25 protein-coding genes are annotated in these 26499 nt (G+C 58.6%); 17 read left to right on the forward strand and 8 right to left on the reverse strand.

Annotation, left to right across the window (positions count from 1 at the left end):
- Positions 1–10 precede the first annotated feature (10 nt).
- On the reverse strand, positions 11–892 hold the full coding sequence (gene dapA / locus AC0V6W_RS02170) for a 4-hydroxy-tetrahydrodipicolinate synthase (RefSeq protein WP_486146695.1): 882 nt from the start codon (positions 890–892) through the stop codon (positions 11–13).
- A gap of 97 nt (positions 893–989) precedes the next feature.
- On the opposite strand from dapA, the gene AC0V6W_RS02175 reads away from it, so the two are divergent.
- The 10 genes from AC0V6W_RS02175 (at position 990) to AC0V6W_RS02220 (ending at position 9565) form a co-directional block, all read left to right on the forward strand.
- Positions 990–2969 carry a lytic transglycosylase domain-containing protein gene (locus tag AC0V6W_RS02175; RefSeq protein ID WP_486146696.1) on the forward strand — a complete coding sequence of 660 codons (1980 nt, stop codon included), beginning with the start codon at positions 990–992 and terminating at the stop codon, positions 2967–2969.
- A gap of 6 nt (positions 2970–2975) precedes the next feature.
- On the forward strand, positions 2976–3458 hold the full coding sequence (gene greB / locus AC0V6W_RS02180) for a transcription elongation factor GreB (protein WP_486146698.1): 483 nt from the start codon (positions 2976–2978) through the stop codon (positions 3456–3458).
- Positions 3451–3936: an invasion associated locus B family protein gene (locus tag AC0V6W_RS02185; protein WP_486146700.1), complete on the forward strand. Its 486-nt coding sequence runs from the start codon at positions 3451–3453 to the stop codon at positions 3934–3936. The genes greB and AC0V6W_RS02185 overlap by 8 nt, the downstream gene beginning before the upstream one ends.
- Before the next feature lie 56 nt (positions 3937–3992).
- Positions 3993–5252 carry a dual-specificity RNA methyltransferase RlmN gene (gene rlmN / locus AC0V6W_RS02190; protein ID WP_486146702.1) on the forward strand — a complete coding sequence of 420 codons (1260 nt, stop codon included), beginning with the start codon at positions 3993–3995 and terminating at the stop codon, positions 5250–5252.
- Positions 5253–5410: 158 nt separating this feature from the next.
- Positions 5411–5791 carry a hypothetical protein gene (locus tag AC0V6W_RS02195; RefSeq protein ID WP_486146704.1) on the forward strand — a complete coding sequence of 127 codons (381 nt, stop codon included), beginning with the start codon at positions 5411–5413 and terminating at the stop codon, positions 5789–5791.
- Positions 5792–5894: 103 nt separating this feature from the next.
- Positions 5895–6491 (forward strand): class I SAM-dependent methyltransferase, encoded by a 597-nt coding sequence (locus AC0V6W_RS02200; RefSeq protein ID WP_486146706.1) that lies wholly within the window; start codon positions 5895–5897, stop codon positions 6489–6491.
- Between the two features lie 276 nt (positions 6492–6767).
- Entirely contained in the window at positions 6768–7331 is a 564-nt protein-coding gene (locus AC0V6W_RS02205; protein ID WP_486146708.1) for an MOSC domain-containing protein, read from the forward strand.
- Positions 7328–8119, forward strand: coding sequence for an SDR family oxidoreductase (locus tag AC0V6W_RS02210; RefSeq protein WP_486146710.1), 792 nt, complete (start codon positions 7328–7330; stop codon positions 8117–8119). The genes AC0V6W_RS02205 and AC0V6W_RS02210 overlap by 4 nt, the downstream gene beginning before the upstream one ends.
- Positions 8116–8808 carry a cytochrome b/b6 domain-containing protein gene (locus AC0V6W_RS02215; protein ID WP_486146712.1) on the forward strand — a complete coding sequence of 231 codons (693 nt, stop codon included), beginning with the start codon at positions 8116–8118 and terminating at the stop codon, positions 8806–8808. Before AC0V6W_RS02210 ends, AC0V6W_RS02215 begins: the two co-directional genes overlap by 4 nt.
- Positions 8801–9565, forward strand: coding sequence for a molybdopterin-dependent oxidoreductase (locus AC0V6W_RS02220; RefSeq protein WP_486146714.1), 765 nt, complete (start codon positions 8801–8803; stop codon positions 9563–9565). The genes AC0V6W_RS02215 and AC0V6W_RS02220 overlap by 8 nt, the downstream gene beginning before the upstream one ends.
- On the opposite strand, the gene AC0V6W_RS02225 is transcribed toward AC0V6W_RS02220, so the two are convergent.
- Entirely contained in the window at positions 9562–9999 is a 438-nt protein-coding gene (locus AC0V6W_RS02225) for a DUF1801 domain-containing protein (RefSeq protein WP_486146716.1), read from the reverse strand. The two genes, AC0V6W_RS02220 and AC0V6W_RS02225, sit on opposite strands and share 4 nt — an antisense overlap.
- A gap of 83 nt (positions 10000–10082) precedes the next feature.
- Here AC0V6W_RS02225 and AC0V6W_RS02230 point away from each other — a divergent pair, with 83 nt between their 5' ends.
- Entirely contained in the window at positions 10083–11330 is a 1248-nt protein-coding gene (locus AC0V6W_RS02230) for a class I SAM-dependent methyltransferase (protein WP_486146718.1), read from the forward strand.
- A 9-nt stretch (positions 11331–11339) separates the two neighbouring features.
- Here AC0V6W_RS02230 and AC0V6W_RS02235 read toward each other — a convergent pair whose 3' ends face one another.
- The gene (locus AC0V6W_RS02235; RefSeq protein ID WP_486146720.1) at positions 11340–12728 is read right to left on the reverse strand and encodes an acyltransferase family protein; all 1389 of its coding nucleotides are present in this window, start codon (positions 12726–12728) and stop codon (positions 11340–11342) included.
- 126 nt (positions 12729–12854) lie between these two features.
- Here AC0V6W_RS02235 and AC0V6W_RS02240 point away from each other — a divergent pair, with 126 nt between their 5' ends.
- The 3 genes from AC0V6W_RS02240 (at position 12855) to AC0V6W_RS02250 (ending at position 15738) form a co-directional block, all read left to right on the forward strand.
- The gene (locus AC0V6W_RS02240) at positions 12855–14072 is read left to right on the forward strand and encodes an argininosuccinate synthase (RefSeq protein ID WP_486146722.1); all 1218 of its coding nucleotides are present in this window, start codon (positions 12855–12857) and stop codon (positions 14070–14072) included.
- A 1062-nt stretch (positions 14073–15134) separates the two neighbouring features.
- Positions 15135–15680, forward strand: coding sequence for a septal ring lytic transglycosylase RlpA family protein (locus tag AC0V6W_RS02245; protein ID WP_486146724.1), 546 nt, complete (start codon positions 15135–15137; stop codon positions 15678–15680).
- Positions 15655–15738, forward strand: coding sequence for a hypothetical protein (locus AC0V6W_RS02250; protein WP_486151438.1), 84 nt, complete (start codon positions 15655–15657; stop codon positions 15736–15738). The genes AC0V6W_RS02245 and AC0V6W_RS02250 overlap by 26 nt, the downstream gene beginning before the upstream one ends.
- Before the next feature lie 39 nt (positions 15739–15777).
- Here the strand turns inward: AC0V6W_RS02250 and AC0V6W_RS02255 are convergent, their stop codons facing one another.
- Positions 15778–16170: a hypothetical protein gene (locus tag AC0V6W_RS02255; RefSeq protein WP_486146726.1), complete on the reverse strand. Its 393-nt coding sequence runs from the start codon at positions 16168–16170 to the stop codon at positions 15778–15780.
- A gap of 355 nt (positions 16171–16525) precedes the next feature.
- Between AC0V6W_RS02255 and AC0V6W_RS02260 the strand changes: the two genes are divergently transcribed.
- Both AC0V6W_RS02260 and AC0V6W_RS02265 read left to right on the forward strand, forming a co-directional pair.
- On the forward strand, positions 16526–17692 hold the full coding sequence (locus tag AC0V6W_RS02260; protein WP_486146728.1) for an O-antigen ligase family protein: 1167 nt from the start codon (positions 16526–16528) through the stop codon (positions 17690–17692).
- 9 nt (positions 17693–17701) lie between these two features.
- On the forward strand, positions 17702–18514 hold the full coding sequence (locus AC0V6W_RS02265; protein WP_486146730.1) for an FkbM family methyltransferase: 813 nt from the start codon (positions 17702–17704) through the stop codon (positions 18512–18514).
- Here AC0V6W_RS02265 and AC0V6W_RS02270 read toward each other — a convergent pair.
- Positions 18450–19451: a hypothetical protein gene (locus AC0V6W_RS02270; protein WP_486146732.1), complete on the reverse strand. Its 1002-nt coding sequence runs from the start codon at positions 19449–19451 to the stop codon at positions 18450–18452. The two genes, AC0V6W_RS02265 and AC0V6W_RS02270, sit on opposite strands and share 65 nt — an antisense overlap.
- An 863-nt stretch (positions 19452–20314) precedes the next feature.
- Between AC0V6W_RS02270 and AC0V6W_RS02275 the strand changes: the two genes are divergently transcribed.
- Positions 20315–21190 carry a hypothetical protein gene (locus AC0V6W_RS02275; RefSeq protein WP_486146734.1) on the forward strand — a complete coding sequence of 292 codons (876 nt, stop codon included), beginning with the start codon at positions 20315–20317 and terminating at the stop codon, positions 21188–21190.
- 35 nt (positions 21191–21225) lie between these two features.
- Here AC0V6W_RS02275 and uvrA read toward each other — a convergent pair whose 3' ends face one another.
- The 3 genes from uvrA to AC0V6W_RS02290 form a co-directional block, all read right to left on the reverse strand.
- Positions 21226–24249, reverse strand: coding sequence for an excinuclease ABC subunit UvrA (gene uvrA, locus AC0V6W_RS02280; protein WP_486146736.1), 3024 nt, complete (start codon positions 24247–24249; stop codon positions 21226–21228).
- Between the two features lie 223 nt (positions 24250–24472).
- A complete protein-coding gene (locus AC0V6W_RS02285) occupies positions 24473–25879 on the reverse strand; it encodes a hypothetical protein (RefSeq protein ID WP_486146738.1) in 1407 nt (468 codons plus the stop codon).
- Positions 25880–25918: 39 nt separating this feature from the next.
- Positions 25919–26302: a GCN5-related N-acetyltransferase gene (locus AC0V6W_RS02290; protein WP_486146740.1), complete on the reverse strand. Its 384-nt coding sequence runs from the start codon at positions 26300–26302 to the stop codon at positions 25919–25921.
- Between the last annotated feature and the right edge of the window lie 197 nt (positions 26303–26499).

The following is a 26499-nucleotide window of genomic DNA, read 5'->3' on the forward strand; positions in this document are numbered from 1 at the left end:
TGCCTTGACGCTAAATCAGCCCGGCATGGGCGAGCGCTTCGTCAACCGCTTTGCGCGATGCATCGCTGCTGGGCACAAGCGGCAGGCGCACTTCGTCCGTGATCCCGTCAAACACCCTGCTGAGCGCATATTTTACCGGGCCGGGCGAGCTGTCTGAAAACATCGCATAATGCAGCGGGTACAAAAGGTCGTTCAATCGCCGCGCCTCCACCAGATCATTATCGCTGCACGCGGCCTGAAATTGCGCGCACAAAGCGGGCGCAACATTGGCCGTCACCGAAATGCAACCCTTGCCGCCTGCCGCGTTAAACGGCAGCGCCAGTTCGTCATTGCCCGATAGCTGGCAAAATTCATGCCCGATCCCGCGCCGGTGATCGGCTACGCGTGACAGATCCTCGCTCGCATCTTTAATCGCGATGATCCGGTCGGGGTAACGGTTGGCGAGCTCAATCGTGGTGGCAGGCGCAATATCGGTAACGGTGCGGCCCGGCACATTATAAAGCACGATGGGCAGCTCGCATTGCTCTGCCAAATAGCTGAAATGCGCGATCAGCCCCGCCTGGCTTGGCCGGTTGTAATACGGCGCGACGCACAATCCGGCAGCCGCGCCCGCTTTCTTTGAAAAAACCATGTGCATGGCCGCGTTGCGCGTATCATTGCTGCCGCAGCCCGCAATCACCGGCACCCGGCCCGCAGCCTGTTCGACGCATACCTCAATAACTCTGTGGTGTTCTGCATTGGAAAGGGTTGAAGCCTCTCCCGTTGTGCCGCATGGAACAAGCGCAGCGCTGCCCTGCTCTATTTGCCAATCCACCAGCGCGCGAAAGGTTTTCTCGTCAAATTCTCCCTCGCGAAAAGGTGTCACAAGAGCGGGTATGGACCCTGCAAACATTGTTTTATTCCAATCAGCAGTTTTAGTTTCTCACATCACCCATCAAGCGTTTCGCCCGATGCGTCGTTCAGCGCTTGATAAGGAGCCTTTTTGCATAATGTCCAGCATGGCTAACACATTGCATTCTTATCCCAAGACTTTCGCCGTTCTGATCGCTGCCGGGGCTGCTGCTCTTGCCGCGCCCTGCACGGCCCAATTTGCAAGCTCTGATGGGGCCCAGCAAAACAGCGGCAGGCAGATGGTCGCCAAACAGCCAGGCGAAGTCGCCGCCGGGATTTCGCGCTGGGAACGCCTGCAAAAAAGCCGCACCGCCAGTTTTGGCGAATATGCCAGCCTTGCGCTCGAATTTCCGACTTTCCCGCGTATGGAGATAATCCGGCTGCGCGCGGAAAAAGCCCTAGATAACGAAGCGCCCAGTTCTGCTTTGCTGCTGCAATATTTTGATCGCAATCCGCCGCTGACCAACACAGCGCGTGCAAGATATGCGCTGGCCTTGGCAGGAGCCGGACGGCCAGAGGCGCTGGAGACGGCGCGCGCTGCATGGCGCGGGGGCACGATGGCTTCATCAAGCGAGGCCTATTTGCAAAGCCTTTACGGCGCGCAACTCTCAAACGAGGACCACACTGCGCGCATGGATGCGCTGTTGTGGCAAAAGAACGGCGCGGCAGCGACCCGTCAGATGATGAATATCGGGGCTGAAGATCGCCCGCTCGCTATGGCGCGGCTCGCTCTGGTGAATGGGTCCACGCCAGCGGCCGCCGGCGTGCCCGTACCGCAAAGCGCGATGCGCGATGCAGGTTATGTCTATAACCTTGCCAGCAATCAGCGCGCGCGCCGCCAGACAGGCGCGATGATACAGACGCTTGCGAACCGGGTGCCATTTGATGCGCCTGCATTGGAAGCCGAAGAATTGGTCGAAGAAATGCTGACCGCTGCCAAGGCCGCCAGCGTTTCCGACACAGTGCGCATTGCGAGCAAAATCGACGATCTGTTTGCGCCGGGCACGGATATTTCCAAGGGTTCGTTCAAACTGCGCGACACCTACACCGATCTGATGTGGAAAGGCGGCACCAACGCTTTGTGGCGGCAGGGCGATGGCCGCGCGGCGGCGCCCTTGTTCGAACGCTATGGCAAGGGTGCGCGCACGCCTTTGACCAAATCAAAGGGCTTTTACTGGGCAGGCCGCGCCGCACGTCAGGCAGGCATGCGCGATGAGGCGAACCGCTATTTCGAAATGGCGGCGGAATATCCGCATTATTACTATGGCCAGCTGTCCATCGGCGCTTTGGGCCGGCAAATGCCCGAATTTGCGCCTCTGCCTGAAATGCGGATTTCTCCTGAAGTCAGAGCGGAATTTGACAGCCGCCCGCTCACCATGGCGATCCGCGCTATGGCGGCGAACCGGCGCGATTGGCGGACCGAGCGGCGCTTTTTCCAGGCCATCGGATCTTCTGCAAAAACGGCTGAAGACCTGATGCTCACCCATCAGCTTGCAACCGAACTTGGCATGCCGGAAATGTCGGTCGTGATCGGGATGGAAGCGGGCGCATCAGGGTTTAAGGGGTTTGAGCGGATCGGCTTTCCCACTTATCCCACGCCGCGCGTTAACGACTGGACCATGGTCCACGCGATCAGCCGTCAGGAAAGCGAATTTGACCGGACCCGCACCAGCCATGCAGGCGCTCGCGGAGTTATGCAACTCATGCCGGGCACTGCGCGCGAACAGGCGGGCAAGCTGGGGCTACGCTATATGTCGGCGAGCCTTTATTCCGACCCGTCCTACAATATCAGGCTGGGTGATGGGTATTTTGCCCGGATGATGGATTATTACGGCGGCGCTTATCCGCTGGCTGTTGGTGCCTATAATGCCGGGCCGGGCCGCGTGAACCAGTGGCTGCGCCTAAACGGTGATCCGCGCAAGGGCGAGATTGACTGGGTGACATGGGTGGAGAAAATCCCCGCCAATTTCGAAACGCGCTATTACATCATGCGCGTGATCGGCAATGGGGTGACCTACAGCCATATGTACCCGCAAGAAGCGGGCCTGCCGCGCCGGGTCGAAACCTTTCTGCCGTAACGCAAAATGGCGACGAAGCCCGGCCCGCCCATCTCGCCTGCGGGAATGGCCGCGTTAAAGGCGCGCTATGACCATTTGCTCGGCACCGAGCGCCCGGAAATCGTCGAGATTGTCAGCTGGGCCGCGGGCAATGGCGACCGAAGCGAGAACGGCGATTACCTTTATGGCCGCAAACGCATGCGCGAAATTGACCGCGAGCTGGGATATCTGGCGCGCCGGATGAAGCTGTGCCGTGTGGTCGATCCGGCGAACCAGCCTGACAAAACGCGCGTGTTCTTTGGCGCAAGGGTGGAATTGGCGGATGAGGATGATGCGCGCCAGATTGTGCAGCTTGTCGGTGATGATGAACAGGATGCCAGCAAAGGGCGGATCGGATGGAAATCGCCCATGGCAAAGGCGCTAAAAGGCGCAAGTATCGGGGATTTGCGCACAGTAAGACTTCCCGCAGGTGCGAAAGAATGGGAAGTGATGGCGATCCACTATGAATAGAGCCGCTACCCTTGCCCTTATCCTCACCGCTTTGGTGGTCGCAGCCCCTGTCGCCGCGAAGGATTCGCTGGGCGTGTATTCCAATTGGGCCGCGTTTCGTGATCCGGAGACGCCGCGGTGTTACGCCATCGCCAAGCCTCGCAATGCCAAAAAGGCAGGCAGCTTCGCCAGCATTGGCACATGGCCCCGCCGCAATATCCGCAATCAGCTGCATATCCGGCTGTCAGCAGCGGCGCGCGGAGGCACATCGGCGCGGCTTCGGATCGGCAGCGAAACTTTTGAACTTGCCACAAATGGGCGCAATGCCTGGGCCAAGGATGCGCGCATGGATGCCGCCATCACTGCCGCTGTGCGGTCTGCATCAAATATGAGCCTTTCGGTCACTGCCGCCAATGGCAGGCGCTTTACCGATCGCTACAGCCTCCAAGGGGTCGCGACTGCGATGGATGCCAGCGTCGTGGGCTGCGCCAAGCGGTAAGGCCTGCGCTGGCTAGTCAAACCATGCGCGCGCGCCTATATGCGCGGGCACACACCATGCCAGACACAACACTCATGACCATTCCGGGCGCCGATAACCCGGTCCCTGCCCCGCGCGATATCACTCCGCGCGAAGATGGGCGCGTGGATCTGATTGGCCTTGCCCGCCCGCGTATTCGCGAACTTTTTGCAGAGGCTGGCCTTGATGCGCGGCAGGCCAAATTGCGTTCCAAGCAGGTGTTTCACTGGCTCTACCACCGGGGCGTGACTGATTTTGACGCGATGACCGATATCGCAAAAACGATGCGCCCATGGCTGAAAGAGCGCTTTGTCATTGGCCGGCCCAATGTGGTCGAAGCGCAGCATTCATCCGACGGGACGCGCAAATGGCTGCTCCAAACCGATGATGGCCACGATTTTGAAATGGTCTTTATCCCTGATGAGACACGCGGAACCCTGTGCGTGTCCAGCCAGGTTGGCTGCACACTCAATTGCACGTTTTGCGCCACGGGCACGATGCGGCTTGTGCGCAATCTGACGCCGGGTGAGATTGTGGGTCAGGTGATGCTCGCGCGTGATGCCTTGGGCGAATGGCCCAAAGGCGCGATGGATTTTGGCGACGAAGAGACTGCCGCGCATTACACCTCCGATGGCCGCCTGCTCACCAATATCGTGATGATGGGCATGGGCGAGCCGCTGTATAACTTTGACCATGTGCGCGACGCGCTGCATCTGGTGATGGATGGCGATGGGCTGGGTCTGTCGAAGCGGCGCATTACCTTGTCCACCAGCGGCGTTGTCCCGATGATGGAGCGCTGCGGCGAAGAGATAGGCGTCAATCTGGCGGTTTCGCTCCACGCGGTGACCAAGCCTGTGCGTGATGAGATTGTGCCGCTTAATCGCAAATACGGCATCGAAGAATTGCTGCAGGCTTGCGCCGCTTACCCCGGCGCGTCCAATGCACGGCGGATCACGTTTGAATATGTGATGCTCAAAGACAAAAACGACAGCGATGAGGATGCGCATGAATTGGTGCGCCTGCTCAAACAGTTTGATCTGCCCGCCAAAGTGAACCTTATCCCGTTCAACCCGTGGCCGGGGGCTGATTATGAGTGCTCCGCCCCTGAACGGATCAAATCCTTCAGCGATATCGTATTCGAAGGCGGCATCAGCGCGCCTGTGCGCACCCCGCGCGGGCGCGATATTGATGCAGCTTGCGGCCAGCTGAAAACGGCAGCCGAAAAGAAAAGCCGCGCGCAAAGAGACCGCGAGGCGGCTGCAAAGGCAGCAATCAACGCGGAAATTTCGAACATATAACGACTTTAAATCAAAGGGTTATACGCTGCATTCGGCGGGGACGACCAAAAAATGAAGTCGTCTCTGTTCCTTTTGTAACGCAAACCACAAATCAGCCGAACTACTCAGTGTTACATGTGATCAAAATCACACTCCAAATTAAACAAGGAACACTGAAAATGAAAAAGACAATGATTGCTATCGCCACCGCCGCTCTCGCAGTTCTTTCAACCAATGCAGCAGCTGCTAATATTTCAATACCTCCCCCAAGCCAAACCATTACTTATAGTGTTGAGGTAAACACACCGGTTCAAACTTCGATTGAAACTGCCGAATTGCGCGGCAAGCGTTACAGCAGCCTGCGCCACAAGCGGATCGCAAAGCTCAAGCACAAAGGTTTTCACAGCAGAAAACTTCATGGGCATCACAAAGGCTTTCGCGTTCAAAAGAAAACGCATCTTAAGCACCATGATCACTTTGCGCATGACCGCAACTTTCATCATCACAATCTCAAAGCGAAGCATTTCAAGCGCAAAAGCGTAAAACGCTTCAAATACTGACTCGCAAAAAACCCATAAGACAGACGCCCGGAACCTGTGTTTCGGGCGTTAGCTTGTCACGGGGCGCTTTGTCCCTTCCCCCATAAGGGCTAGAGCAAAACGGATGATGATCGATCCAGCCACCTATGAATTCTACCAATCGCGCGCCCCGCATTTTTCGCTGAGTTCGGCGATCAGCCATTCGCGGCATCTCGACACATTTCTGGATCGTTTATCACCCGGTGCCCGCGTGCTTGAACTGGGCTGCGGCGCGGGGCGTGATGCGCACCGGATAAAGCAGCGCGGGTTCGACCTTGATGCCACAGACGGCATTCCTGCGATGATTGCCAAAGCGAATGAGCGCCACGATGTGGCCGCGCGGCTCATGCGGTTTGATGAATTGGCCGCCGATGCAGATTATGATGCGGTGTGGGCGCATGCTTGCCTGCTGCACTGTCCCCGCGCGCAATTGCCCGATATTCTTGGCCGGATCTGGAAATCACTGCGCCCGGATGGCTGGCATTATGCCAGTTTCAAGCTTGGCACCGGCGAAGGGCGCGACTTGCTGGGCCGGCTACACAATTTCCCCGATGCGAAATGGGTGCGGCGCGCCTATACAGATGCAGGTTTTGCCATAAAATCGGAGCATATCTTCGCTGGCAAAGGTTCAGATGGCACTCAGCGCGACTGGATCGCCATCACGGTTCAAAAGGAAGCTTGATCGGTGCGCCTTTCCTACGGCCCGGTTATGTGCTGCAAGAGCGTTATGGCATTCGCATTATCCCTCTCACTTTCGCCTGTTAAGCGCCGCGTGGCTGGTGACTTTTTCTTTCCAGGACCGTGTAACATGCGGTCCATGTCTCAGACTAAGGCCTTCGAACCTGAACAAGAGGCCGCAGCGTGAAAGCGCGAGATCGAGGCGATCTGCACCGGCACAGCGCGCCCCTTCAACGGGGCAGAGCTGAGCGCGATTGCGAAACGGGCGCGCAAAGGCGCAGTGCAAGTGCTCGCCGATGGCTTTGCCCCTGATGAACAGGCCGACAAGCGCGTGCATGGCGGGCCTGACAAGGCGGTCCATGTCTATCCGCTCGATCACCACGATGACTGGCGCGCTGAGCTGGAGGATGCAGCCGCAATAGCGCTGCTGGATGAACCGGGGGCGTTCGGATCGAACCTGGCGCTGCGCGGGATCACAGAAAACGCGGTGCATATCGGCGACCGCTTTCGCCTTGGCACTGCGCTGCTTGAGGTAAGCCAGCCGCGCCAGCCATGCTGGAAGGTTGATCACCGCTTTGGCGTGAAAGGCATGACAGCGCGGATCGTGAAGACAGGCAGGTCAGGCTGGTACATGCGTGTGCTGGAGGCTGGCGAGGCTGAGGCAGGCGATGTGATGGAGCGGGCCGAGCTGGGTGATGAGGCGTGGAGCGTTGAGCGCGTGTTCGGCGCGCTGATCGCAGGCAAGGCTGCCGCTGAAGAACTGGAAGCGCTCGCGCGCCTTGCTCCCCTCGCCCAGGTCATGCGCGATGCGGCAGCCAAGCGGCTTAAGGCGGTGCGGACATGAGCGCCGCTGCTGCCCAGCCTACTCTGCCGGCCGTGCTCGTCACCGGAGGCGCAACCCGCATCGGGGCCGCCATCGCGCGCGGCTTTGCCGAGGCAGGCTGGCATGTGGTGATCCACTACAAGAGCTCTGCTGAACCCGCTCAGGCACTGGCGGACACCTTGCCATCGGCTGAAGTCGCGCAGTGCGATCTCACCGATGACGCGGCGGCTGTTCGCATGATCGAAGGGCTCGCAGACGCGCTGCCCAATTGGCGGTGCCTGGTGAACTCGGCATCGGTGTTCGACTATGACGATGCGCGCCGGCTTGATCCGGCCATGAACCGGGAAGCGATGCAGATCAACGCGCTAGCCCCTGCGCGCATGGCGCAGGCCTTCCTCGCTGCCGCGCAAGGTGTCGGTGTGCGAAGCGTGATCCAGATCACCGATATGAAGATCGCCAATCCCAATCCCGACTTCTTTAGCTATACGATGTCAAAACACGCTCTGGCCTCTACCATAGCCATGCTATCCATGGGCGCGGCGGGCAAGGACGACCGGGTCTATGGCATCGCGCCAGGCGCGATCCTGGCAAGCCACGATCAAAGCGAAGAGGAAACCGACATCTCGCACACGCTCAACCTGCTTGGCCGCAAGACAGGCGCAGACGAGATCGCGGATGCTGCGCTGTTCCTCAGCACTGGCGTGATGAAGAGCGGGCAGACCCTGTTCATCGATAGCGGCCAGCACGCAATGCATCAGGATCGCGATGTCATCTACCTCGCCCGCGCGCTTGCAGGATTGCAGGTATGAAACGCCATTCGCTCATCACGAGGGTTTGGCACTGGATCAACGCGGCGGCGCTGCTTGTGCTGTTCATGTCGGGCCTTGGCATCTCAAACGCGCATCGGCACCTGTATTGGGGCGATTATGGCTATGACCCAGCAGATGCGTGGATGAGCGTGATGCGCTTTCCGGGATGGATCACGCTGCCTTCAACCTACAATCTGGCTGCATCGCGCGATTGGCATAGCATCGCGGCATGGGTGTTCGGGATCGCCTTGTTGGTGATGTGGACCGCGATGCTGGTGAACCGGCACTTTACGCGTGACATCATGGCAAGCGCGCGCGACTGGTCGCCGCGTCAATGGTGGGCAGTGCTGCGGTCGGATCCGCGCAAAGCCAAGGCACTGGATGGGGCCAAGTACAATTCGGTTCAAAAGCTGCTCTATGGCGCAGTCCTGGGCATCGGCCTGCCATTGATGATCGCAACAGGGCTGGCGATCAGTCCCGGCTTTGAACCTGCTGCCCCGTGGCTGGTTGATCTGCTGGGCGGGCGGCAAAGCGCGCGCTCGCTGCACTTCATCGCTGCTTGGGGGCTTGCAGGCTTCGCAGCGCTGCACATCACTATGGTGCTGGTGGCCGGGCCATGGCGGCTGGTGCGAGGCATGATCACAGGCGGGGCAATGCGGACTGGCAATAAGGGCTACTTTGATGAGTGAAACGGGCGGTAAAGGCATCCCGCGCAGAGGATTGCTGGCAGGCTTGGCCGCGCTGGGAACAGGGGCGTGCTCTGATCTGGGCAAGACGGATGCTGCCGGCCGCATGTTCGATGCTGCTGAAGACTGGCACCGTGCAGCTCACCGTACACTGGCCGGGAAGCAAGCGCTCGCACGTGAATATGAACTTGAGGACCGGTCACCCGATGTCAAAGGCAATGGATCAGTCACAGTCGACAGTGATCTCTACCGAGACCAGTTGACCAAAGGGTTTGCCGATTGGCGGCTTTCGGTCGGAGGCCTGGTCGAGGAGCCTTTGCGGCTGTCGCTTGACGAGCTTAAGGCCCTGCCCCAGCGCACACAGATCACGCGGCACGATTGTGTTGAAGGGTGGAGCGCTATTGCCGAATGGACGGGGCCGCAGCTTGGCACCTTGCTTGATGCGGCGCGGGTCAAGCGCGAGGCAGCGTTCATCGTCTTTCGCTGCGCAGATGTGCTGTACGGAGAACCCTACTACGAAAGCGTCGATCTGGTCGATGCCTATCACCCGCAAACGATCATCGCCCATGCTCTGAATGGCGCCCCCCTGCCCGAGAAAAACGGCGCTCCCCTGCGCATGCGGATAGAGCGGCAATTGGGCTACAAGCATGCCAAGTATCTGACCGGGATTGAGGCTGTTTCAGACCTCGCAGATATCGGCAAAGGCAAAGGCGGGTATTGGGAAGATGAATACGGTTACCAATGGTATGCGGGGATTTAGGCGGGGTATTTGCGCTCCATCGCGTTCCAGCAAATAGCAATGACCTCTTCCAAAATGGAAAGGTCAATATCGGCAAGCTTGTTCACATACACACAGCTTGCCCCCGTCTTGTGCTTGCCCATCTTGGCCAGCAATTGATCGACCCGCTCTCCGGTTGCCTCATCGCAATACCGGCCCATCAGGTAGAGCGAATGCTTGGCCTTGCGCGGACTGAACCCTGAGCGCGCGGCATCACCTTCGCGTCCGCTATCATATTTGTAGTGATAGCTGCCAAAACCAATGATGGACGGCCCCCACATATGCGCTTTCTCTCCGGTTACCCGCTCAAACAGTTCAAGAAGGATCCGCGCATCGTCGCGTTTTGAGACCGGCTCAACCGCTGCAATAAAGTCCTCAACCGCGACATCGGTTGGTTTGGTTTTAAGCTCCGCCATTTTATCCCCTCGCTTTTGTCAATTCCCCTGTAACGGATCGAGCATTTCTTTAGAACACCGTTCGACAGGTTCAGGAGACAAGTATGAGCAAGGCCCTTCTAAGACGATTTTTGTCCTCTGGCGTAAAGCAGGGGCGATTGGGCGTCGTGTTTGCTGATGGCAGCGCAGAGACATTCGGAGAGCCAGCCAAAGGCTTTCCCGAAATCGTTCTACGTCTGACCGATAGCAAAGTACCGCGCGATATCATCATGGATCCGCGCCTTGGCGCTGCCGAGGCATTTATGGATGGCCGACTGGTGATTGAGGAAGGCGATGTGATGGGCCTCGTTACGCTGCTGCGTGCAAACAATGGATGGGACCAAGGCGGCGATATCGGCCCGCCCAGCCTCTCGCGGCGGCTCATAGGTAAAGCCAGCTTTGCAATCGAACGGGTCAACAACCGTGTCTCCTCCAAAAATAACGTCGCGCACCACTATGATATCGGCAACGAGTTTTATGCGCTGATGCTCGATCCGGAGCATTGGCAATATAGCTGCGGCTATTGGCCTGATGGCGTCGAAACTCTCGGCGAGGCGCAAACGGCAAAACTTGCGCATATCGCGGCAAAGTTAGCTGTTCGGCCCGGTAATAGCATTCTGGACATTGGGTGCGGATGGGGCGGCATGTCAATCTTCCTGGCCAAAAACTACGATGTGAATGTCACCGGGATCACCCTGTCCGAAGAACAAGCGGATCTTGCCCGCCAAAAGGTGCGCGATGCGGGCCTTGCCGATAAGGTGAGCATTGAACTCGTCGATTATCGCGACTTTGCTGCTGCCAGGCGCAAGTTTGATCGGATTGTCTCGGTGGGCATGTTTGAACATGTCGGCCAGCCGCAATTCGATGCTTTCTTTGAAGCTTGCGCAAACCTGCTCCGCGACGACGGCACCATGCTGCTGCACACAATTGGGCGGATGGGATCGCCGGGATCAACCGATGCCTTCACCCGCAAATACATATTCCCCGGCGGCTATATCCCCGCGCTTTCGGAGACGGTTGCCTCGTCAGAGAAGTTTCGTCTGATTGCCACCGATGTCGAAACGCTAAGGCTGCACTACGGCAAGACCCTGCGCTGCTGGTATGCCAATTGTATGGCGAACAAGGATCAGATGATTGCCATGTATGACGAGCGGTTTTTCCGCATGTGGACGTTCTATCTGGCAGGCGCTGCGACCGTTTTTGAATATGGCAGCATGTGCAATTACCAAATCCAGTTAGCGCGCAGCCGCCACGCTTTGCCGATAACACGCGGCTATATTGAGGCGGAGGAAAAGCGGTTGCTCGCCAAGTAACGGTCGGCCTTAATTGCTCTTGGGCGCCTCGCCTTTTTGGCTTGAGCGATAGGCTGGCCCAAACCCAAGCAAAGCTGCCCCAATGAACGGCGCGGCCACAACTGAAAGGCGGATGCCGGTCCAGCTGTCTGGGCTGGCAATCGTTACGCCTGCGGTTGCGGCAAGGCCTGCGCAGATGAGCAGCACGCCAAGCACCACGCGCACTTTGGGCACAGTGCGCCCACCTCTGATCGCGGTAAAAGTGCGCTCATGCCGGGCGAAAATCGCTATCATTGGCAGCAGTGCAAGGATGTAGATGCCGAGCCACATCGGGCGCGTTGCCCACCATTCCCCGGTGCCGGGAACGCTATCGAGACCCGCGCCGCCGAATCCGAGCCACACCACCGTCATCACCAGCACAAACGCAGTGAGATGCCACAGATAGACGGTCATGATCATGCCATTCATCAGGACAGTCGCGGTCCAAACGGTCAGATTGTCTAACATTTTCTTGCCCAATGGCTCCAACGCAAGCACCAGACCTACCTGCGCCGCCCCCAATGCAAATAGCGCGAGCGTTGGCGGCAGCGAATTGGAGAAACCGCCTGGCGCAGACACCATCGAAACAGGATAGAAGCCGTATACAGTGATCAAAACCAGCACCGCGGCACTCAAACCGAACCACGCAAACGCAAAGCCGCGATTGTCAAAATGGCCTTCGCGCCAAGCATAACCCAGCTGATGGATGGCCAAAAACACCCACATGAAATTGGTGAAGTTGATGTAAGGCACACCTGCGGTGAATGTCAGCCAATCGACCGCCATCGCAATAGGAATATAGACGGCGAAACTCAGCCAGCCGAACCGGTCCCACGCTTTGCGGGTGAGCGGCGTGCAGGCAGTGACCAGCAGATACACCGCAAGGAACCAGACAGGGATCAAGGCAGCCTCTGTCGCGTCGCGGATTTGCTGGCGATCAAGCCCAACCTGCGTCATCACAACCGCCAGCACAGCCCACAAAAGCAGCACCGGAAAAGTCGGCGCGATCAGCCGCTGCACGCGGCTCGCTAGCCAGTCGCGATAGACACCTGTCTGGCCCGGTTCAGCTTTACGCAAGGTAGCGTCCCAGCTGACCCCGTTCGAATAGCCGCCGACCAGAAAGAACACCGGCATCACCTGAAAAGCCCAGGTCAACCAATGCGTCCAATTGGCGACCGACAGCAGATCACCGCGCTGCAACGCGCCCGTTTCATCGACGTACAGCCCCGCCATGAGCCAGTGCCCGAACACCACCGCCAAAATCGAGACAGCGCGCAGGAAATCAACCCAGCGATTGCGCTCTGGCGGGGCCATTTGCGCCAGCTCGCGCGCTTTCGACCACATTTTCAGCATTGCCAGCCTCCCCTGATGCGCTTCCATATCTTGGAATGGTTAAGCCCTTACGCAAGTCTTTTGGCCGCAAAACCGCTGAAACCGTTGCCGCTGGCTCTCCCCCTGCTAGCCGCGCTGCGCATCCGTTTTTCTCCCCTTTCAAGGTTTTTAGGTATGTCAGACATCAAGCGCGTCGTTCTCGCCTATTCGGGCGGTCTTGATACCTCGGTTATCGCCAAATGGTTGAGCGTCGAGCGCGGATTGGAAGTCGTGACATTCACTGCCGATCTCGGCCAAGGCGAAGAGATTGAGCCAGCGCGCGACAAGGCTCGCGCCATGGGCATTCCTGATAAGCACATCTATATCGAGGATCTGCGCGAAGAGTTCGTGCGCGATTTCGTTTTTCCGATGATGCGCGCCAATGCCCGGTATGAAGGCGATTATCTGCTCGGCACCTCGATCGCGCGCCCACTCATCTCCAAGCGTTTGGTTGAGATCGCGCATGAAACGGGCGCGGATGCGATTGCGCACGGGGCTACAGGTAAAGGCAATGATCAGGTCCGCTTTGAGCTGTCCGCTTATGCGCTTGACCCGTCGATCAAAGTGATCGCTCCTTGGCGCGAATGGGATTTGACCAGCCGCACCGCGCTGATCGAATGGGCCGAAGCGCATCAGATCGCCGTTCCGCAGGACAAGCGCGGCGAGGCACCGTTTTCTACCGATGCGAACCTGCTGCACACCTCGTCTGAGGGCAAAGTGCTCGAAGATCCGTGGGAAGAGACCCCTGATTACGTCTATTCGCGCACCGATCACCCAGAAGATGCCCCCAACACGCCTGAGTATATCGAGATCGGCTTTGAGCGCGGTGATGGCGTCTCTTTGAACGGCGCGGCGATGTCGCCAGCACAGCTTTTGACTGCTCTCAATGAGCTCGGCCGCAAGCATGGGATTGGGCGGCTTGATCTGGTCGAAAACCGCTTTGTCGGGATGAAGTCGCGCGGCATGTACGAAACACCGGGCGGTGAAATCTATGCGCGCGCGCATCGCGGGATTGAGCAGATCACGCTGGATGGCGGGGCTGCCCACCTCAAAGACGAGCTGATGCCCAAGTACGCGCAGCTGATCTACAACGGCTTCTGGTTCGCGCCTGAACGCGAGATGCTGCAGGCCGCGATTGACCGGTCGCAGGCCCAAGTCAGCGGCACAGTGCGCCTTAAACTCTACAAAGGCGTTGCCGGCATTGTCGGGCGCAAATCTGACCAGTCGCTTTATTCCGAGGCGCATGTGACTTTTGAGGACGATGCCGGCGCATACGATCAACACGATGCGGAAGGGTTCATCAAATTGAACGCCCTGCGGCTCAAACTGCTCGCCCAGCGCGATCGCGGCTGAGTTTTTCGAGTCGCGGCGATGCCTGCGACACCTTTGCGCTGACCAACGCAAGTTTCGAAAAGCGGTACTGGCCATTTCATTCCCAACGGAGTGAACGCTCTGGCGAAAAACGCCGCTCGCCAAACCCATTTGCGATAAGCCGTTCAGTTGTCCACTCTCCTCCACAAGCGATTCTGCCAAAAGTGGACAACTTGCGTTTTCGAGGCTTGTCGAAATCCGATTCCACGCGCAGTCTACAACTGTTCTTGAGGCAAAAGAGTTCGGAACAATCGGTCGCAAGACCTTGATTGAATCGGATGACTTTGAATTAAGAATACGGTGGTTACTGTCCACGCACTGTTCGAGAGACGGATTAACGACAGCGGAGGTTTTTCGGAACTGATGCTCGGATTAAGACGGATCGTTTGAGGATAGCGCGAAGTGTATCACCGTTAAGGCCAAAACGCTTGTCGGCGATTGAGGGGGCTTTGCTGGGTCAAACCAGCGCTGGATCAAACCAGAACAGCAACCGTTTGAAAGAGCAGACGCATAAGCGATTTGACCTCGGTTTGAAGGATAAGAGACGGACGAATTATGACAGCTTCGGCTGGAATGAGACGGGACCGAACTTGACCAGAAAAGCCGGATGCCGGTGCGAGCGCCGGTGAGGAAACCTGACGCCAGTTACTCCCCCGGGAGCGACGCGTTAGGCAGATACGCCGGGCGCCAAGTGCACTTCAACGGCGAAGCACCCAAGCCAGCTTGCTGGCAAAGGAGCGGAGCCGAAGCGACCACGCGCTGGTGAGAATGGGGTCGGCAGCAATGCCGGCCCCATTTGCTTTGGGCGCGCGGCTTTAGACCCAAGCAATCAGCGCCTCGCGGTCCTCACACCGCCGCAAATTCGCCGACCCTTCCGCGCCCTTCACCGCAAGTTTACGCCTGCAATCGCTACTACGCCTGCCACCGTAGCCGCTTATCTCATGCAACAATTATGGCCTTTTTGCCGCAGACTATCGGCCAATTGCGGCGCACTGGCTTGCTGGCAATTGCAACCGGTCAGTGTGCTTGGCTATAACGGCGCAGATGGGAGTAGGAAAACGCAATTTGCCGCTTATGCGTGCCGCCTTGCAGTGCGCACCACTTTTGCGGGCCGTTCTGGCCGCAACGCTTGCAGCAGCTTTGACGATCAGCCCGGCTCATGCGGTGCAGGAAGCAGCGCCGGCCACGGCGCCGGATGCCGAGCTGACCACCCAGCCTTCCTTCACCGACAGCTTTGCCCCCTATGAGAACGACGACGCGCCTGACCTGCGCATTCCCACTGATGCAGTCGATCTCACCAGTTTCAAGCCCAAGCGCGAAAAGCGCCCCAAAGTGCAGGGCGGCAGAGTTGTGCGCAGCCTTGGCACCGGGGTCGCCTCCTATTACGGGCGGCGCTTTCACGGGCGGCTGACGGCCAATGGCGAACGCTTCAACATGCGCGCCATGACGGCGGCACACAAGACACTGCCGTTTGGCACCAAGGTCCGCGTTACCAACCCGCGCAATGGCCGCGCCGTTGTGGTGCGAGATCAACGACAGGGGACCGTTTATCAGAGGCCGAACGATAGACCTGTCGCGCGGTGCAGCTGAGAAGATCGGGATGATCTCCACCGGCCATGCGCGGGTAAAGCTCGATATTGTCAGATAAGCTCGCCTTTCCAGCGCCATGCTGATCTAACCGCCTAACCTACCACTCCTGATAGCCCATTCCCAGATTGCTGGTCGTGCCGGTGATCCGAACCCGCACATGCGCTCGGGCGGTTGCCGACGTGTTGCGCAGCCAGGCCGCTTCGCCTTGCGCGAAATCGGCCTTGAACCTGTCACCCGGAGCGACTGTCGCCACCAGTGTTCTGGTGCCATCTTCCGAAGCGAAAACCTCGACACTAACATCGCCCTTGTTCTGGCCCTTAACACTGAATGCGCCAGGCTGTTTCCCGCCAAGAACGAATGTCTCCTTCGCATCGATGTAGACATTCGATGAAATCGCAGCCGATGCTATCGGCGCGGCGATAACTGCGGTAATAATCGCGCCTGCCAATGCAATCCCTATATGCGTTCGGGAGGGGAGTAGGAAAGCCATAATCAGTGTCTCCAGTTGTCGCTTATCCCACGCGCCAAGCTACGCAGTATGCTTCAGTGCGGATGCAAACGGACAGTTCGCTTGCTGTCCCACGTCAGACCAAGGTTGCAGTTTTGACTGGCAATCAGCGCGCAAGCATGGGACATGTGTTAACCAGAGAAGCACCCACCCAAACCGCACGCGAAAGGCTGCATTTCACGCGTGCTTTCAGGAGCCTACAGCAATCGCCACTCGCCATCCCACAGCCCAGCGAAGGGCGATTGCGCCTCAGCGGTCGGCTGACAAGGCGCAGTTTGCAATCGATCGCCAATGGCCCATCATCGACACCTGTCTGGTCGCGGCCGTCATTGCCGCGGTGCTGTTCAACCTCCAGATCGGATCGCTGACCCCGCTTGTCATCATCGCGTGCATCGGATCGTTCGCGGCGCTGCGGTGGGAGCGGCTCTACCCCATGGTCGCGCAGTGCTGGCCGCTGCTTGCCCTGCCCGCCTTTGTCACGCTTTCGGCGGCCTGGTCGCCTGTGCCATCTACCACGCTCTACTACGGCGCAGTCTACACGCTGACCGTCATCGCTGGCGTGATGCTGGGCGGCGGGATGCGCGCGCGCTCCTTCGTCATTGGCATGTTCGCAGCTTTCGCTTTCTACTCCATTATGAGCCTCGCTTTTGGCCGCATGGTCCACTGGGGCGATGGCGCTGGCGATGCCTTTGCCGGCCTTGCAGGGTCCAAGAACTCGTTTGGCGACTTCACCGGGCTTGCCGTGATCTCGACGGTTGCAGCAGGCGCGCTGTTCACGATCGAGCGGCGCTGGGTGCTCGCCGCGTTCTGCGCCGCGCTGATGCCGATCCTCGCGCTCAACCTGTACATGGCCAAGGCGACCTCCGCGCTTGTCTCCACCGCGCTTGCCGCAGGGTGCCTCATCGCGTTTCTCGCCTCACGCAGGCTTGAGATCCAGGCGCGTTCGGGCATTCTCATTGCCGCTGTGCTGGTCGTGCTTGGCGCGATTGCGACCATGGACTTCTGGCTGCCTCCGCTGTTCGACCTGTTCCTTGACGCGAGCGGCAAAGACCGCGGGCTGACCGGCCGGGTTGACCTGTGGGCGCATGGCCGCACCATCATGCGCGATGCCCCGGTGCTAGGCATCGGGTACAACGCGTTCTGGCTGCACGGCAACCTTGATGCAGAGCATCTGTGGCGCATGATGGGCATCTCAACCCGGATGGGCTTCAACTTCCACAACACCTTCATGGAGATCCGCGTGCACACCGGCTGGGTCGGCCTCGCGCTGTTCGTCGGTGTTTGGCTGTATGCCGCGCTGCGCGTCTTCCTGCGCGCTCTGCTCAGCCCCGCAATCCCGCTTGTCATGGCCGCTGCAATCGTCATCTTCTTCTCCATGAAGCTGCAATTTGAGGTCATCGGGTTTGAGACCATGCACTTCTCCACCATCATCGGCTTTGCCGTGCTCGCCATGGGGATGCGCAGCGCGGGCAAGGCCACCATTCCAGCGCCATCCCGGCGATAGGGGGCACCTATGGGCATTCTTGGCACAGCCAAACGCAGCGTCTTTCGCACCATCGCATCCAATCGCACCGCTTTGCCCGTGCGCGCCATGCACAAGGCTGCGACCTTCATCGATGATGCGGTCAACAACCGCGGGTCCGAGTTCCATGAGAACGGCGAGGCAGACCTGCTCAAACGCCTTTCTCCGGCCAATCTCACCACAGTGTTCGACGTCGGAGCCAATGTCGGCGAATACACCCGCGCCGCGCTTGCCGCTTTCCCATCTGCCACTGTGCACGCTTTCGAAGTTGCTCCTGAAACCGCAGCCGAGTTCGCCGCCAATCTTGCCCCCGCCATCGCTGACAAGCGCGTGCTCCTCCACCCTTACGGCTTGTCCGACCAGGCCGGCACGATGGACATGTACTACTACCCCGACAACAACCAGCTCACATCCTATTCCAAGCGTCACCCAGAGCATCGTTCGGTCAAGTTCACAGCCGATATCAGCACGTTAGACACCTATTGCGACACCCATTCGATTGACGCCATCGACTTCCTCAAGATCGACATTGAAGGGCATGAGTTCAAAGTCATCCAGGGGGCGAAACGCGTGTTTGCCAAGGGAGGAGTTGCAGCGCTCCAGTTCGAGTTTGGCGCGTTCAACACAGGGTCCAAGTTCATCATCCGCGATTACTACGAGCTGCTGCCTGACTACTGGATTGGCAAGGTCTTCCCCCGCAATGTCGACTTTCGCAAGTACAGCTGGACGATGGAGGAGTTCAGTTTCTGCAACTATGTGGCGGTTCACAAGTCGCGTCCTGATCTGCGCGATCTGCTGAGCTAGAGGCCTCTCCAGCGCCAGGTTCGGCTTTCCACCACTCGCGCTCACCCGCTTCAAAGGCGAGCAATTCAGCCCATTCTATCGCATCTGTCCGCTCGGTGCTGGTCGCGCGCTGAGCGGGGCGCATGGCGGTTTCGGGGCGGGCTGCTTCCATCGCGGACAGCCGCGCCTCCAGCGATCCGGGGCCTGTATCCGCCTCTTCCAGTGTGTCCTCCAGACTGTCAGTTTCTGGAGACATGGCCCGAGACATGGACCGCATGTTACACTGTCCTAAGGGTAAATTCTCGCCCTTCTCAGAGCCTCCCTCACCGCCGCTATCATTCGCCTCTTTCTGCGCCGCAACGGCCGCGCTGTCAGCGCATGTGGGCAGCACAATCTCGGTAAGGTCCAGCTCCACGCTCTCACGCTCCCGCCGCGCGCGGGCGCTTGCACCTGTCAACGCGCCCTCATCCGAGCCATCACTGGCGCCCTCAAACGCCGCGACCACCGCGTCAAATTCGCCCACCAGCTGCGCGACATCCTCGCTTTGCGCTTTCTTGTCGAGCCGCGCGAGATGCGCCAGCAGCAGCCGCGCATCATAGCGCCTGCGCGTCGCCACCACTTCGCCGTGGTAATAGACCTGCTCCTCCACCCCGTGCATCGCGCGGCTGGCAAGCAAGTCCTCCGCCCGCTCGCGCGCAATCACCAGCGCTGCATCAACGCCCAGCCGAAACGCCCGGCACGTGCGCCGCAGCCGATAGATCGTCTGATGCGACACAGACGCCGCCCGCGCCGCAATCCGCACTTCGCCCGTCTCCGCCAGGTTCATCAAAAACACCCCCTGCCGGGCGCGCGTAAACTGGCTCTGCTGCGGCCGAGCCGTGTCCTCAGGAAGCGCCTCAATCAAAGCCGGCAAAGACGGCGCGCGATGGCGCGGGGGGTAAGTGGGTGTGTTGGACATTGTTGGCTCCTTGGAAGTTTGGGAGCCGAACCAGTTATACGGTTTTGGGGGAGTAGGAAAATGGGGGTTGTGGGAGGTCGAGCTGCGGCCCCACTCCGCTCGTCCTGAGCCTGTCGAAGGACCGCACTTCTCTATGAGTCCGAGAGCAGAAGAAAGAACAGTCCGTTGGCAAACTCAGGACGAGCGTGGTTCAGACCCAAGCCATCACCCAAGCCATCAGCGTCATCCCCGACCCCTAGTCATTCCCGCGCAGGGCTCTCCTGAGCCTGCCGAAGGGCGGGGATCCAGCGTGATGGGCTCGGCGTGCGAGGGGTTTCGCGCAGAGAGCGCAAAGGAAAGGGAGACGCGGAGGAAGGGGTGAGCGAAGAAGCTTCGCCTCCGCGCCGACCGTCACCCCGGCGAAGGCCGGGCTCTAGAGCGGTAAGCACTGAAAGAAGAAGCTGGGTCGCGGCCTACGCCGGGATGACGAGGTTGTGTCTATTGGGAGGAGGGCCTCCAAGCCAAACCCACCCCCAACCCCTCCCGCCCGCGTGAGGGGAGCGAGGAGTCGCAGCGAAGCAGAGACGGCCGAAGGCCACCTCGCGAGCCGCTAGGCGAGCACAAACTGCCATTCGATGGCAGTCAGAAATAAGGGTGTCCTTTAAGAAAGGTCGTGCGATGCCATACACTCATTCCTCATTAAGACTGCACCGCCCAATGCCTCTCGAAGCGAATGGCTCGAAAGTTTTTCGGGTGCCGATCTGATCTGCGCGATTTGTTGGCATTGCAAAACACCTAACCACCCAAGGCAAAGCGTTAACCACAAATCAAACTCCCGCTCCTATTGCCCGAAGCAAAGGCATTAAATCAGGGGCTCAACTACCATGTTCTGGCAACGCTTTTCCCGCATTGGGCTGGTAATCAATATCAAATCGCTGCTTGTCGTCATTCTGGCAATTGCGTCCACTTGGGCCTGCCTGCGGCTCAATTTGGTAGCCGATTACCCGCTCACGATCATTTCGACCGCGGTGATCTTCCCGATCGTGTTTTCTATTGGTCACGCATACAAGCGCCGAGAATCTGCGCTGGATGATTACGGCACGATCAAAGCGCATGGCCGCGCGCTCTATTTCGCTGCACGCGATTGGCTGCCTGATGACGGCAGCGGCGCCAAAGAAGAACGTCTTCGCCATATCGAGCGCGCCTTGGCCGAATTGCTTCGGTCATGCCGCGCGATGTTCAAAAGCGACCGTGTCGATATGCCGCAGACAGAACGCGCGGTTTACGCTGCATTTTCTGACCTTTCCGGCTTTGTAAAACGGATGCGCAGCGAAGGGCTGGCAAGCGGAGAATGCAGCCGGTGCAATCAATACGTCTCCAAAATGATCGTCGCGTTTGAAAGCGTCAAACATATCTACCAATACCGCACACCGCGCACTTTGCGCGCATTCAGCGATGTCTTCATTGTGCTTTTACCGCTGATTTATGGACCGTTTTTCGCGTTTTGTGCCATCGAGTATCAGGCCCCCGTTTTGACTTATGTGATGCCGGTTTTATTTGCGGTGATCCTGACGGGATTGGACAATATCCAAACCCATCTGGAAGATCCCTTTGACCAGATCGGCCCCGATGATGTGGCCATCAATGCAGAGAAATTTGTCGAGCTTTTGGCATGCGGCGAAGATGATGAGGTATGCGATGATGCGCGCGGGCTTCAGAGCAAATTGGGCGATGCGATCGGCAGCAAAGCGGCGGCTTGAGGTTTCGCTCCGATCCGTCATCCTCCGGCCCCGGCCTACGCCGGGGCAGGCTCGTTCCCGTGTTGCGCTTTCAATAGAGGTTTCAGATATTTGCCCGTAAAGCTGCGGGGCTCGCGAACGATCTCCTCGGGAACGCCCTCCGCCACAATCTCGCCGCCGCGCACGCCGCCTTCCGGGCCCAGGTCCACGATCCAGTCGGCGGTTTTGATCACATCAAGGTTGTGCTCGATCACCACGACCGAATTGCCTTGGTCCACCAGCCTGTGCAGCACTTCGAGGAGTTTGCGCACATCTTCAAAGTGAAGCCCGGTGGTTGGCTCATCGAGGATATAAAGCGTCTGCCCGGTGGAGCGTTTCGCGAGTTCCTTCGCAAGTTTCACCCGCTGCGCTTCGCCGCCTGACAGGGTGGTCGCTTGCTGGCCGACTTTGACATAGCCCAGCCCCACCTCGTTCAGCATCCGCATTTTGTCGCGGATCGGGGGGACGGCCTTGAAGAACTCTTCCGCATCCTCAATCGTCATATCGAGCACATCGGCGATGGAGAGCCCTTTGAATTTCACTTCCAAAGTTTCGCGATTATAGCGCTTTCCGCCGCATTCTTCACAGGTTACATAAACATCGGGGAGGAAGTGCATCTCGATCTTGATGAGCCCATCGCCCGTGCATTTCTCGCAGCGGCCGCCTTTCACGTTAAAGCTGAAGCGGCCCGGCTTGTATCCTCGCGCCTGGGCCTCGGGCAGGCCTGCGAACCAGTCGCGGATATTGGTGAACGCGCCGGTGTATGTGGCCGGGTTGGAGCGCGGGGTGCGGCCAATGGGGGATTGGTCGATCTCGATCACCTTGTCGCAATATTCGAGGCCCGTGACCGCCTCATGCTTGCCCGCGATAATGCGCGCGCCGTTGAGCGTGCGCGCGGCGGCGGCATAGAGCGTGTCGATGGTGAAGGAGGATTTGCCCGAGCCTGACACGCCCGTGATGCAGGTGAATGTGCCCAGCGGGATGGAGGCTGTGACATTGTTGAGATTGTTGGCGGCCGCGCCTTTGACAGTCAGCTTGTGGCCATTGCCTTTGCGCCGCTTTTTGGGGACCGAAATCTCCCGCCGTCCGGTCAGATAATCAGCGGTGAGCGATTTCTTGGAGCGCAGGATCTGTTTGAGCGTCCCCTGCGCCACCACCTCGCCCCCGCGAACGCCGGCACCGGGTCCAAGGTCCACCACATGGTCGGCCTGGCGGATCGCATCCTCGTCATGCTCGACCACAATCACGGTGTTGCCCAGATCGCGCAGGCGCTTCAATGTTTCCAGCAGGCGGTCATTGTCGCGCTGGTGCAGGCCGATGCTGGGTTCATCAAGCACATAGAGCACGCCCGACAAACCGCTGCCGATCTGGCTCGCAAGCCGGATGCGCTGGCTTTCCCCGCCCGACAAAGTGCCGCTGGTGCGGTCAAGGTTCAGGTAATCGAGGCCGACATTGTCGAGGAAACCCAGCCGTTCATTGATCTCTTTCAGAATGGCCTTGGCGATCTGGCTTTGCTGATCGGTCAGCTTGTCATCCAGGCCAAGGAACCACGCTTTCGCATCCGACACGCTCATCGCGACGGGTTCTGCAATGTCCGTGCCCGCCACTTTCACCGCCAAGGCTTTCTCATTCAGCCGTTTGCCCCCGCACGCCTCGCACGCTTGCGAGGTCTGGAACTTGCCCAGTTCCTCCTGCATCCACGCGCTTTCGGTTTGCATCATGCGCCGGTTGAGATTGCCGATCACGCCTTCGAACGGCTTGTTCACGGTGTAGCTTTTGCGCCCATCCTTAAACGTCAGCTGCACCGGCATCCCGCCTGTGCCGTGCAGGATAATCATGCGCTGATCGGGCTCCAGATCGCGCCACGGGGTCGTCACAGTGAAATCATACGCCTTGGCGAGCGAAGTCAGCACCTGCATGTAATAAGGCGAAGGCGGGTTCGATTTCGCCCACGGAGCAATCGCGCCCTGTTTCAAAGTCAGCGCTTCATTGGGCACCACCAGCTGCTCATCAAACAGCTGTTTTTCACCAATCCCGTCGCAGGTCGGGCATGCACCCTGAGGCGAGTTGAAGGAGAACAGGCGCGGTTCGATCTCTTCAATGGTGAAGCCTGATACCGGGCAGGCGAATTTCTCCGAAAACACGATCCGGTTTTCTGGCACTCCAGCGCCTTTGAGATTCCCTCCCTTTTCCGCTCGTGCTGAGCTTGTCGAAGCACCGTCCTTCTTTTTGGAGCTGTCGGCAGAAGTGAAGGACGGCCCTTCGACAGGCTCAGGGCGAGCGGTTTTTTGGCTTTCGGCCATGGCCTCAGCCACCGTCCCATCCGCCAAATCCACATAAGCCAGCCCGTCCGCCAGCTTCAAAGCTGTCTCAAAGGAATCCGCCAGCCGCGTCTCCAGCCCGGCTTTCACCGCGAGCCTGTCCACCACAACCTCGATATCGTGCTTAAATTTCTTATCGAGCGCGGGCGCTTCTTCAATTGGGTAAAGCTCCCCGTCGATCCGCACGCGGGTAAAGCCTGCCTTTTGCCATTCGGCCATTTCCTTGCGGTATTCGCCCTTGCGCCCCCGCACGACCGGCGCGAGAAGATAGGCGCGCGTGCCCTCAGGCAGCTCCATCACCCGGTCTACCATTTGAGAAACGCTTTGCGCCTCAATCGGTTTGCCGGTCGCAGGCGAATAGGGCACGCCCACCCTCGCCCAGAGCAATCGCATATAATCGTAAATCTCAGTGACCGTCGCCACAGTAGAGCGCGGATTGCGGCTGGTCGTCTTCTGCTCGATGGAGATCGCCGGCGAAAGCCCGTCAATATGCTCGACATCGGGCTTTTGCATCATTTCAAGAAACTGCCGCGCATAAGCGGAAAGCGATTCCACATACCGCCGCTGCCCCTCAGCATAGATCGTATCGAACGCGAGAGAGGATTTACCCGAGCCCGAAAGCCCCGTCACAACAATCAAGGCATCGCGCGGAAGATCGATATCAATGCCTTTGAGATTATGCTCACGGGCACCACGAACGGAGATTTTGGTTAGGGACATGGGCGCTGTGTTCCGGAAATGTTCACATAAGTAAAGGGGCGTAGGCGTGGACGCGGTCACGTGTCCACCACTTGGATGTAAGCGGTCTGTTTTACAATGATTGGGAAACCGCAAAGCTCCCGCCAATCTCGCCTACCCCTACCCCCTCCCGCACGCGGGAGGGGCAGCAAGACTTAGAGAGCGTAAGCGAACTTAGTCGCAGCGGGGTGGGTATTCGGCGAGACTACCCGCCCACGGCTGACACAATAAGACTCAGAAGCCCCGAAAGCTTCATCACCAAAAGAAAAAGGCCGAAAGCAGACCATTTACCAAGCTGTTTGCCAAACTCTGCCTCAAGGCCTTTGAAAAACTCAGGAGAGATCTTGCGCATCTTATCAAGGCTCTGAGCGAGGCCCTTCCCCTGTTTAGCCACCTCTCCTTTCGTGGGCTGCGGCTTGTCCAAGTCCGCTTGCAGCGCAAGCAAGCGGTTATCGATAGCTTTCAATTGCTCCTCAATTTTGCCAACCGCGTCCACTGGAAATGTCAGATCATCAACCGGACCGACATCTTCAAATGCGCCGGAATTGTGACCAATGGCTGGCCGATCCATTTCATCGAGTGCATAAAGTGAGGCCTCCCGCGTCTCTTGGAGGGCTGCCTTAAGCTTTGGAATATCTTCAGCGGCAATCGTTTGGTTAGAGGTCTCGACGGCAGTCAACCGGTCCAGGATAGACTGGAGGTCAAGCTGGCCGCCCTGAGGCTCGAACGCCCCCGTGACTTTGCTAGCTTGTTGGTTTTGATTGGACAGTCTTAGAGCATCAACGAACGCGGTGATGTCTGCGTTTACTTCGCGCGGTTCGCGTCTCCACCATTCGTCGTCTTGATCGATGATCCAGCGGTAGAACTTCTCATCCGCTTCGTCGTCGAAATCGGCGAAAGCATGAGGCAGGCCCTCAAGGCGACCGTAATACCACTCGCGCCATATCGCGAAACCATGCTCTGGGCGCGAGAGCCATTGGGCTGCCCGACCCCAACTTTCTCGAAACCAATCTGGTTTTTTCCGCCAAAGCCTAGAGCGGGAGATTTTGTAGTGCGCCTCATCGATGTTCAGGGCTGCTCGGTCACCTTCAGTACTATCCCAGATATCGTCTGCCGCATAACTGGCTTCCCTAGCTGCAGACGCAGCAAATTGGACGGCGTCTGCGCCAGCGCGCGCGCGACCTTCTAAGACCTCGTCTCCCTGGAAACGATCGCTCACATGGCTAGTTACCACGACTGCGCTCATGGCGGAATCGGAGGCGTTGACTACCGCGTTTGTGGCGGCGAACTCCACCTCTCCTGGCGCAAATGAGTCTTCGTTCATACTTGATTGCGACAACCGCAAAGACCGACCGGCTCCCTCAGCTGCGGCAATGGCCCGCACATCGCCGAGCTTTGGCGCGCTATGCACAGCAGCAGCAACGGAAATAGATCGAAGGACATTCTGAACAAATGCCGGATCAACATTGTCATCGCGCCAATTTGATGGATCAAACGAAAGCGGAAGTACGCGCAAAGCACTGCGCAACGAGATTACGTCTCCAAAGTCAGGCTGTTGGTCTCTGAACCAAGCAAAAAGGTCCTCCCACTTCGGATAATCATTTTCCATCATCTACCTCATCGCCGCTTATCCCGCACACGGCAAGTCCCCTCACCCCTTCCTCCGCCACGCAAGCGAGCGCGCATTCAGCTCCCGCAAATCCGCCTCGCCGCGCGCAACGGCCTCGCCCAAAGCCACGGCCCGCTCCAGCACCTGCAGCGGCGCATTCCGGTAGGCCGGCGCTTTTACAAAATCGCGCCACTTGCCCCCGCAGGAATTGTCGAGCAACACGCGCATAAAGCAGTGATCTGCGCTGATCGGCCAGCTGCGTGTCTTTGCCAGATTGGGCAGGGTTTCACGGGTGAGCGCGAACCATCGCCGGGTCAGAGCATCGCGGCGGCCAGAATCGTTGCCCGTGCCATTGGGCGCATCATTATGCGCATCATCGCTTGGATTGCTGCCTAGATCGCTGAAGAGGTCATTTTGCCGGGTCATTGCGAAGAATCCGCTTCGTAGCTGACGTTAGGGAAACCAGCCAAGAACTTCACATGAACTTGCATATTTCGCATGCCCTTCCCAGCAAGCCCTATAGAAAACCTGTAGTCGTGAAACCCGCAGAAAACCGTACTCTCATAGTCCTCTTTGCGAGTCTTTGCTGTCGCCTTTCGGGTCGCACCTTAGGTACTTCAGAC

This window comes from Erythrobacter sp. JB1-7 (genome assembly GCF_057365015.1).

What these genes read in the sequence shown, in the direction of transcription:
- uvrA (WP_486146736.1), bottom strand. Translation starts at nt 24,249, where the DNA reads ATGTCCCTAACCAAAATCTCCGTTCGTGGTGCCCGTGAGCATAATCTC.
- AC0V6W_RS02265 (WP_486146730.1), top strand. Translation starts at nt 17,702, where the DNA reads ATGGGCATTCTTGGCACAGCCAAACGCAGCGTCTTTCGCACCATCGCA.
- AC0V6W_RS02240 (WP_486146722.1), top strand. Translation starts at nt 12,855, where the DNA reads ATGTCAGACATCAAGCGCGTCGTTCTCGCCTATTCGGGCGGTCTTGAT.
- dapA (WP_486146695.1), bottom strand. Translation starts at nt 892, where the DNA reads ATGTTTGCAGGGTCCATACCCGCTCTTGTGACACCTTTTCGCGAGGGA.
- AC0V6W_RS02220 (WP_486146714.1), top strand. Translation starts at nt 8,801, where the DNA reads ATGAGTGAAACGGGCGGTAAAGGCATCCCGCGCAGAGGATTGCTGGCA.
- AC0V6W_RS02210 (WP_486146710.1), top strand. Translation starts at nt 7,328, where the DNA reads ATGAGCGCCGCTGCTGCCCAGCCTACTCTGCCGGCCGTGCTCGTCACC.
- greB (WP_486146698.1), top strand. Translation starts at nt 2,976, where the DNA reads ATGGCGACGAAGCCCGGCCCGCCCATCTCGCCTGCGGGAATGGCCGCG.
- AC0V6W_RS02185 (WP_486146700.1), top strand. Translation starts at nt 3,451, where the DNA reads ATGAATAGAGCCGCTACCCTTGCCCTTATCCTCACCGCTTTGGTGGTC.
- AC0V6W_RS02215 (WP_486146712.1), top strand. Translation starts at nt 8,116, where the DNA reads ATGAAACGCCATTCGCTCATCACGAGGGTTTGGCACTGGATCAACGCG.
- AC0V6W_RS02270 (WP_486146732.1), bottom strand. Translation starts at nt 19,451, where the DNA reads ATGTCCAACACACCCACTTACCCCCCGCGCCATCGCGCGCCGTCTTTG.
- AC0V6W_RS02230 (WP_486146718.1), top strand. Translation starts at nt 10,083, where the DNA reads ATGAGCAAGGCCCTTCTAAGACGATTTTTGTCCTCTGGCGTAAAGCAG.
- AC0V6W_RS02285 (WP_486146738.1), bottom strand. Translation starts at nt 25,879, where the DNA reads ATGATGGAAAATGATTATCCGAAGTGGGAGGACCTTTTTGCTTGGTTC.
- AC0V6W_RS02225 (WP_486146716.1), bottom strand. Translation starts at nt 9,999, where the DNA reads ATGGCGGAGCTTAAAACCAAACCAACCGATGTCGCGGTTGAGGACTTT.
- AC0V6W_RS02275 (WP_486146734.1), top strand. Translation starts at nt 20,315, where the DNA reads ATGTTCTGGCAACGCTTTTCCCGCATTGGGCTGGTAATCAATATCAAA.
- AC0V6W_RS02255 (WP_486146726.1), bottom strand. Translation starts at nt 16,170, where the DNA reads ATGGCTTTCCTACTCCCCTCCCGAACGCATATAGGGATTGCATTGGCA.
- rlmN (WP_486146702.1), top strand. Translation starts at nt 3,993, where the DNA reads ATGCCAGACACAACACTCATGACCATTCCGGGCGCCGATAACCCGGTC.
- AC0V6W_RS02235 (WP_486146720.1), bottom strand. Translation starts at nt 12,728, where the DNA reads ATGGAAGCGCATCAGGGGAGGCTGGCAATGCTGAAAATGTGGTCGAAA.
- AC0V6W_RS02195 (WP_486146704.1), top strand. Translation starts at nt 5,411, where the DNA reads ATGAAAAAGACAATGATTGCTATCGCCACCGCCGCTCTCGCAGTTCTT.
- AC0V6W_RS02200 (WP_486146706.1), top strand. Translation starts at nt 5,895, where the DNA reads ATGATGATCGATCCAGCCACCTATGAATTCTACCAATCGCGCGCCCCG.
- AC0V6W_RS02245 (WP_486146724.1), top strand. Translation starts at nt 15,135, where the DNA reads ATGGGAGTAGGAAAACGCAATTTGCCGCTTATGCGTGCCGCCTTGCAG.
- AC0V6W_RS02290 (WP_486146740.1), bottom strand. Translation starts at nt 26,302, where the DNA reads ATGACCCGGCAAAATGACCTCTTCAGCGATCTAGGCAGCAATCCAAGC.
- AC0V6W_RS02175 (WP_486146696.1), top strand. Translation starts at nt 990, where the DNA reads ATGTCCAGCATGGCTAACACATTGCATTCTTATCCCAAGACTTTCGCC.